At 71.9% G+C, this 6,951-nt stretch carries 6 protein-coding genes; 4 read left to right on the top strand and 2 right to left on the bottom strand.

Going from position 1 to position 6,951, the window contains the following annotated elements; translation table 11 throughout:
* Positions 1–194: 194 nt before the first annotated feature.
* The gene (locus ACQRUO_RS28305) at positions 195–743 is read right to left on the bottom strand and encodes a signal peptide protein (RefSeq protein ID WP_428318929.1); all 549 of its coding nucleotides are present in this window, start codon (positions 741–743) and stop codon (positions 195–197) included.
* Between the two features lie 331 nt (positions 744–1,074).
* On the opposite strand from ACQRUO_RS28305, the gene ACQRUO_RS28300 reads away from it, so the two are divergent.
* The 3 genes from ACQRUO_RS28300 to ACQRUO_RS28290 all read left to right on the top strand — a co-directional run bounded on the left by ACQRUO_RS28300 (position 1,075) and on the right by ACQRUO_RS28290 (position 4,584).
* Positions 1,075–1,536, top strand: coding sequence for a hypothetical protein (locus ACQRUO_RS28300; protein ID WP_428318928.1), 462 nt, complete (start codon positions 1,075–1,077; stop codon positions 1,534–1,536).
* 121 nt (positions 1,537–1,657) lie between these two features.
* Complete coding sequence (locus tag ACQRUO_RS28295; RefSeq protein WP_428318927.1) at positions 1,658–3,877, top strand: hypothetical protein; 2,220 nt, start codon at positions 1,658–1,660, stop codon at positions 3,875–3,877.
* Positions 3,874–4,584 (top strand): hypothetical protein, encoded by a 711-nt coding sequence (locus tag ACQRUO_RS28290; protein ID WP_428318926.1) that lies wholly within the window; start codon positions 3,874–3,876, stop codon positions 4,582–4,584. The genes ACQRUO_RS28295 and ACQRUO_RS28290 overlap by 4 nt, the downstream gene beginning before the upstream one ends.
* 3 nt (positions 4,585–4,587) lie before the next feature.
* On the opposite strand, the gene ACQRUO_RS28285 is transcribed toward ACQRUO_RS28290, so the two are convergent.
* Complete coding sequence (locus ACQRUO_RS28285; RefSeq protein WP_428318925.1) at positions 4,588–5,490, bottom strand: DMT family transporter; 903 nt, start codon at positions 5,488–5,490, stop codon at positions 4,588–4,590.
* Between ACQRUO_RS28285 and ACQRUO_RS28280 the strand changes: the two genes are divergently transcribed.
* Positions 5,489–6,925: a PLP-dependent aminotransferase family protein gene (locus tag ACQRUO_RS28280; RefSeq protein ID WP_428318924.1), complete on the top strand. Its 1,437-nt coding sequence runs from the start codon at positions 5,489–5,491 to the stop codon at positions 6,923–6,925. The genes ACQRUO_RS28285 and ACQRUO_RS28280 overlap by 2 nt on opposite strands.
* Positions 6,926–6,951 lie beyond the last annotated feature (26 nt).

Raw genomic sequence — 6,951 nt, 5'->3', positions numbered from 1 at the left:
CGATCGGCGCCGCCGGGCCGCCGCCCGCGGCGCCGGAGCCGCACCCGGTGGCCAGGGCGGCGACGGTCAGGGCGGCGGCCACCGCGCAGCTCAGGCGGGCTGCGCGGCCGGAACGGGGGAGGGGGGATCGTTCTGTCACCCCTGCATTATGTGCGCCGGGATTATGTGCGCCGGGCGCGCGGGGGCGGATTCGGCTACCCGTAGAAGGCGATCCGCGGGGCGACCGTGCCCAGGGACGGGCTGAGCACGGTGAGGCGGTAGTGCTCGGTGAGGGTGTGGTGGCTGTGCAGCACCAGCTTGGCCGGGATCAGATTGGTGTACAGGGTGCCGGTCTCGATGCCGAGCGGCAGCGGCAGCCAGCTGCCGTCGGAGGTCTCGACCTGGAGGCTGACCGCCGTCGGTACCAGGAACGGGCCCCCGACCGGGGACTCGATCAGGACCTGCGGGGCGATGCTCTGGTCACCGGCGGAGTCGTTGCGGTACTGGAAGGAGATCTCGTGCGGCGCGCGGTCGGTCGGCAGCAGGCTGGTCGGCAGGTTGAGGAAGCCGGTCGGCGAGGCCGCGACCGCGGTGGCCGGGGCGGTGGTGGTCGAGGCGGTGGTGGCTGGGGCGGCAAGGGGGGCGGTGGGCGCAGCGGCGGCATCCGCCGGGACCGGCGCCGCCAGGGCGGCGGTCGCCGGGACGGTGAGGGCGGCGACGGCCAGGGCCAGCAGCTGGGTGCGACGGATCTTCCTGGTGGGCATGCTGCGACTCCTTCGATCATCGGTGGCGCCGTGGCGTGCGCCGCCGGGGAGGCCCGGGGGCGGGGGACGCGGTGCCCCGGTGACCGAGCGCTTCCGGTGGCGCACAGACCGTCGCTGTCCGTGCAGGTCGTACCCATCCACCCTGCGCGATGGCGGCCCGCGGCGCATCCGGCGGACGCGATGGTCGCGGGTGTGTCGCGGCTCTGTCATCGTTCGGCGGCGGTCGTGTGGAGTCCCAGGTGGAGCGGTCTGTTCTGGTGGACAGCGGACAGTCGGCGGTCATAGATTCTCGCCAACGGTGATCCGGTGTCTGGTAGGGGGAGTTGCGATCATGGGGGACCAGGGCATCAACCACGTGTTGGATCCGTGGATGTACGACAGTTCCGGGAACCTGACTGCGCAGGCGAAGCAGCAGTTCCCGGACCTGGCCGGTACGCCGGGCGCGATCACGACCGGCGGGAGTGCGACGGCGCCCGCGGGGGCCACCGGGACGCAGCTGGTGGTGCACCCAGACGCGCTGCGCACCGCGGGGCAGAACGCGGGCCAGCTGGGGAGCAAGATGACCGCCGACTGCCAGAACCCGGCGGGCAACGACATGTTCACCGCGGCGACGGCGATGACGGGGTGGGCGATCGGTGGTGCGATCACCACGGCGCACCAGACCTGGGAGTCGCAGTTCCTCACCCTGGGCGGGAGCCTGATCAACATCGGGCAGGCCCTGCAGGACAGCGCCAACGGGTACAGCACCACCGAGAACAACAACCGCGGTCACATGCGGGACGTGGCCAACTAGGCCCGAAGCAGCCGAAGTGCCTGAATGACGCGAATGACCTGAATGGCCCGAGTTACCTGAATGGCCTGAAGTACCTGAAGTGCCTGAAGTATCCGACGGGGACGGGGAAGCAGACAGCCGCATGGTCACGTACGACGAGCTCGCCAACACCAATCTCTCGGCGCTGGACACGGTCGCCACGGACTTCGAGCAGTTGGTCCGCAAGTGGGAGTACGACTCGGACTTCCAGGGCGACGTGGTCAACCCGCTGTCGGCCAGCGGTTGGTCGGGCCCGGCGTCGCAGGCGGCGGTGGGGCAGTTGACCCAGGCGCGCACCCAGATCGAGGCGGCGTTCAACGAGACCAGCGCGATCGCGAAGGCGCTGCGTGACGCCCACGACCAGTTCGTCGGCTGTCAGAACACCCTGCGGCAGATCCAGCAGGACGCGCAGGGCCAGGGGTTGACGATCTCGGCCGACGGCAGCCAGGTCACCTGGCCCACGCCCACGGACCTGCCGCACAACGCCGGCGTCCACGAGGACTACCAGCAGGCGATGGCCCAGGCGGCCGGCGGCATATCGCAGCGGATCACCACGGTGCTGCAGCAGGCCACCGACGCCGACCAGACGGCCGCGGCGGCGCTGGCCGCGGACACCGGCACCGACCAGCAGAACTTCAACGCCGCGCCGGTCGGCGGCATCGCCGAGGAGAAGGCCGACCAGGCGGCCACCCAGGCCGCCTCCCTGGCCGGCCAGGGCGACAAGCTCAGCAACGCCCAACTCGCCCAGCTGGACGCGCTGCTCAAGGCCCACGCCAACGACCCCACGTTCACCACGGACTTCTACAACAAGCTCGGCGCGCAGGGGACGCTGAAGTTCTGGGGCCAGCTCTCCGAGAGCTCGACCGGCACCATGCAGCCCGACCAGGCCCGCCTGGACATCCTGAAGGACATGCAGGGCCAGCTCGGCACCTCGCTGGCCAGCGCCACCAACACCCAGACCTGGCCGCACCTCTCCGACCAGTGGGAGGCCCAGCTTCGGGCCGCGGGCGCCCAGCGGATCCAGCTGGCCGGCCCCGACCAGTACAACTACCAGCCCTACGGCTACCAGATCCTGGGCAGCATCCTGCGCACCGGGACCTACGACCCGCACTTCCTGAACCCGATCGCGGACGACGTCACCCAACTGACGAAGAAGAACCCCGACATGTGGGCGGAGGCCGCACCCGAGCCCCCCTGCCCGGACGTCAAGATGAACTTCCTCGGCAACGGCTCCGGCTTCAACCCGGTGACGGGCGTCCTGGAGGGGCTCGGCCACAGCCCGGCGGCGGCGACGCAGTACTTCCAGAACGCCGACAACCTGACGTTCCTCACGGACAGCGACAAGAACCCGCTGCTCCCGGACACAACCTCCCGGATGCCCGGAGACCAGGCCGCCTCCCTGAACGACGAGCCGACGGCCCTGGGGCACGCGCTCCAGGCGGCGACGACGGGCATGGCCTGGGACGCGCCGAACGGGACGCAGATCCCGCAGCACACGGACGCCACCAACACCGTGATGAAGCAGGTGATCAACACCTTCGGCAGCAACCCCAGCCTGCTTCATGGCGACGGTGCGCCGTTCGCCGCCATGAACGGCAGCGTCGCGCACATCACCGCCTCCTACATGGGCGACATCGACCAGGCCGTGAACTACCCGTCCGGCAGCAAGCTCACCACCTTCGGTCCCCCGCTGAACCTCGGCCAGGATCCGACCGCTCAGCCGAACGCCGTCCACCTGCTGGACACCCTGGGCCGGGACCCGAACGCCTACGGTGTCCTCGTGCAGTCCCAGAACGGGTACATGGCTGGGGAGCTGCACAACACGGTGCACCAGCCCGGTGTTCTCAACGACAACCTCAACCGCGTCGCCGAGCAGGGCAGCAGGGTCAACGGCATCCTCGCCAACGCCCGCGCGAACGCCGTCGCCCAGGCCGGGTGGCAGTCGGACGCCGCCTACAACACGGCGATCGACAACAACACCGGCATCGCCAACACGATCTACGGCATGACGCTGGGCAAGGAGGTCGGCAGTGTCCCGGTCCTCGGCCCCCTGGCAAACCAGCAGATCAGCGGCATGATCTCGAGCATGGGCAGCAGTTACCACCACGACAGCACGGCGGCGAACGTCACCGCGGCCAACGACATCATCACCCAGGGCCAGAACAAGACCGCCGAGGCAGTCCAGGCCGCAGTGGCGAACGCGCTCCAGGGGACCAACCTCGACCCGGACGGGAGTGTCACCTTGAACGTCGGGCAGCAGTCACAGCTCGCCTTCATGGCCGGAGTTACCCAGGACGGCGGCATGCACCAGGGGGGCAAGTGAGCGAGTCCCAGGCGAGGGGCCTTCATCCCGAGGGCCGTCCCCGGCGGGTGCGGGGGATCGCCGCGGCGGCGGTCGTCGTGGTGGCCGTCGTCGCGTCGCTGGTCGTCTGGCAGCCCTGGAAGTCGCCCAGCCCCAAGCTGAGCCTGCCCGCTCAGGCCTGCTGGGGGGTGCTCACGGGTGAGGACCTCCGCCCCCTGGTGGGGAAGAACGGCACGGTGACCACCGAGACCAACACCACCACGCTCCAGGACACGCCCCAGGCCACCAACAGCGGCTACCGCTGCTCCGTGTACTGGAAGGACGGCAAGACGCCGCTCTACCTGGGCGACGGCCCGATGGTCATCCTCACCACCGCGGACGACCTGCGTGGCTACCAGAGGATCGACGTCAGCTCCGGGAAGGCGCAGTCGCTGAACTTTGGTGACGGGAACATCGCCTGGGAGGCGAACACCAACGTCGACTGGCTCAACCTGGCCATTCCGTGCAGCTTCCAGGACTCCGTTGCCGGGAAGTCGTACAACGGCTACGCGCGCATCCAGATGGACATGTTCCCCAACCCCAGCGGTCCTCCGGCACCCACCAGCGACGTCCGCCAGGCGGACGCAGCCATCGTCCTCAAGGTGGCCAAGGCCTTCGCCCAGCAGTACCCCTGCACCGGTGTCACCCTCCCCGCCAATCCGCCGACCATGCCACCGCTCCCCAGCTGATCCTCACGCCACCCGCGCCCGCTGGGTGACCACGATGCAGGCGAGCACCACCACCGCGGTCAGCGGGGCGGCGGCGCTGAGGTGTTCGCCGAGCAGCAGGACCGCCCAGCCGAGGGTCAGCAGCGGCTGGGCGAGCTGGAGTTGGCTCGCCCGGGCCACCCCGATCAGGCCCATGCCCCGGTACCAGAGCACGAAGGCGCCGAGCTGGGAGATGCCGGCGGCGTACGCCATCCCGAGGACGGCCTTCGCGGTCAGGTGCAGGGGCTCGTGCGGCAGTGCCCAGGCGGACACGGCGAGGTTGACGGGCGCGGCGAGCACGACGGCCCAGGCGATCACGTGCCAGCCGGGCATGTGCGCCGAGAGCCGCCCGCCCTGGGCGTAGCCGGCGGCGCAGACGAGCAGGGCGGCGAAGAGGTAGAGGTCGGCGAGGGTGGGCCGCCCGTGGTGCTGGGCTAGCGCGAAGGTGATGACGGTGAGCGCGCCGGTGCCGGCCGCGGCCCAGAAGGGCTTCGCGGGGTAGCGGCGGGTGAGGAGCGCGGAGACGGTCGCGGTGGCCATCGGCAGGGCTCCGATGACGACCGCCGAGTGCGCGGTGGACGAGGTCTGCAGGGCCAGGGTGGTGAGCAGCGGGAACCCGATGGCGCAGCCGGCCGCGACGACGGCCAGCGCGGGCCGGTCGGCCCGGGCGGGGCGCGGCGCGCGGGTGGCGAGCAGGACCGGGAGTGCGATGAGGGCGGCCAGCACGCCGCGGACCCCGGCAGCGCTCCAGGGGCCGAAGCCGTCCAGCGCCCAGGCCGTGGCGGGGAAGCTGAAGGAGAAGCCCAGGACCCCGAGGGCGGCGAGCAGGGTGCCGCTCGGCAGTGGCGGTACTGCGGACGGGACGATAGCGCTACGATCAGCTGTCATGAACAACGGTAGCAGTGCGCAGGAGCTGGCCGGCATCCTGGCTCGGGAGATCGAGGAACTGCCTTCCGGTGCACGGATCACCACGCACCGGGCGCTGGTGCGCCGCTTCGGCGTGAGCGCTACCACCGTCTCGCAGGCGCTGGCGCTGCTCACCCAGCGCGGGCTCATCACGTCCCGTCCCGGCGCCGGCAGCTACCGCACGGAGTCCAGGCCGGTGGCCCGGCCGGGGGACACCTCGTGGCAGGAGGCCACCCTCGACCTGGCGAGCGGCACCGACGCAGCGGCCGGCAGCCCGCGCAGCTTCAAGGCGCCCTCGCTGCTGGGCACGCTCACGGCACCGGCGCCGGACGTGGTCGACCTCAACGGCGGCTACCTGCACCCCCAGCTGCAACCGCTCGGCGCGCTCGGGACCGCGCTGTCCCGCGCCGCCCGGCGCGCCGAGGCCTGGGACCGCCCGCCCGTCGCGGGACTGCCCGAGCTGCGCGACTGGTTCGCCGCCGACATCGGCGGCGGCCTCGGCCGGCAGGACGTCCTCGTCTGCGGTGCGGGGCAGAGCGCACTGGCGACCGCGCTGCGCGCCCTCGGCCGGCCGGGCGACCCGGTCGTCATCGAGTCGCCGACCTACCCGGGAACGATCGCGGCCGCCCGGGCCGCGGGCCTGCGGACGGTCCCGGTCCCGCTCGACCGGGAGGGGATCCGGCCCGACCACCTCGACGAGGCGCTGACCCGCAGCGGGGCGCGGATCGTGGTCGTCCAGCCGCTCTTCCAGAACCCCACCGGGGCGAGCCTGTCGGCGCGCCGGCAGCACGAGGTGCGCGACGCGGCCCGCCGCCACGGTGCGTTCGTCATCGAGGACGACTTCGCCCGGCACCTGGTGCACCCGGACGCCGGGCCGGTGCCGCCGCCGATGATCGCCGACGACCCGGACGGCACCGTCGTGCACCTCCGGTCGCTGACCAAGGTGACCTCGCCGAACCTCCGGGTCGGCGCCCTGGCGGCCCGCGGTCCGGTGCTGGCCAGGCTGCGCTCCGCCCAGCTCATCGACACCATGTTCGTCTCCGCGCCGCTGCAGTACACGTCGCTCGAAGTGGTGACGGCCGCGGGGTGGCGGCGCGGCCTCGCCGCCCTCGGCGCGGCCCTGGAGCACCGGCGCACGGTGGCCGTCGAGGCGGTGTCGGCGATCTTCGGCCCGCACGCCCTGGCGGTGCGACCGCGGGGCGGCTACCACCTCTGGGTGGCGTTGCCGGGCCACCTGGAGGCCGGGCAGCTCGCGGCCGCCGCACTGGCGAACGGGGTCGCCGTCACCTGCGGGGACGACTACTACCCGACCGAGAGCAGCGATCCGCACGTCCGCCTCAGCTATGTGGCGGCGCCGTCGGCCGCGGACGTCGACGACGCCGTCCGCCGCCTCGCCCCGCTCCTGGTGGAACGCTGACCGCACTCGTCGCGCACCCCCGCTCG

This window comes from Kitasatospora sp. LaBMicrA B282, assembly GCF_050325825.1.
Lineage (GTDB): Bacteria > Actinomycetota > Actinomycetes > Streptomycetales > Streptomycetaceae > Kitasatospora.
This window is presented reverse-complemented; position numbering and strand designations above follow the sequence as displayed.